General features: G+C 68.2%; 1 protein-coding gene. It reads right to left on the bottom strand.

The window, feature by feature from the left end; genetic code table 11:
• Nucleotides 1-525 (bottom strand): filamentous hemagglutinin N-terminal domain-containing protein (locus VCS63_RS29735; protein ID WP_416379218.1); only part of this gene is annotated, 525 nt, incomplete at both ends.

Here is a 525-nt window from a genome sequence, read left to right as displayed (position 1 = left end):
TTCAAGCCCGCGCCGTCGACGTGGATCTTGCCCGCCGCGATATCGAAGCCGATGCCGCCCTCGGCGCCCACCCGGGGCTTGCCCGTGGTCAGCGTGGCACGGTCCGCGTTCAGGAAGCCGCAGCCGTTGCACGTGATGCCCGCGGGGTTGGCGACGATCACGTTGGCGCGGTTGCCGGCCACTTCCAGCGTGCCCAGCAGCTGCGAAGGATTGGGCGCGGTGACCTGGTTGAGGATGGTGCGGGCGCGCTGGTTGCCCAGCATGGGGTTGCCGCCCACCTGGCCGGCCAGTTGCGTCTGGCTGGGCCCGCCGCTGTTGTTGAGCACCGCGCCGGACGGGCCGACGTTGAATTGCGTGTAGCGGTTATTGGAAACACCGCCCGCGGAAGGCGGCGCAATATTGATGACGGGCACGCCGTTGCTGACGCCCACCGAAGGCTTTGCGCCAGGCACGTTCCTGTCCACCGAAATCGGCAGCGTCTGCGCCAGCACAGGCGACCAGACTTGCGTGAAGACGACGGACCAG

The organism is Achromobacter sp. D10, from assembly GCF_035282245.1.
In the GTDB taxonomy this organism is placed as follows: domain Bacteria; phylum Pseudomonadota; class Gammaproteobacteria; order Burkholderiales; family Burkholderiaceae_B; genus Achromobacter; species Achromobacter insolitus.
This window is presented reverse-complemented; position numbering and strand designations above follow the sequence as displayed.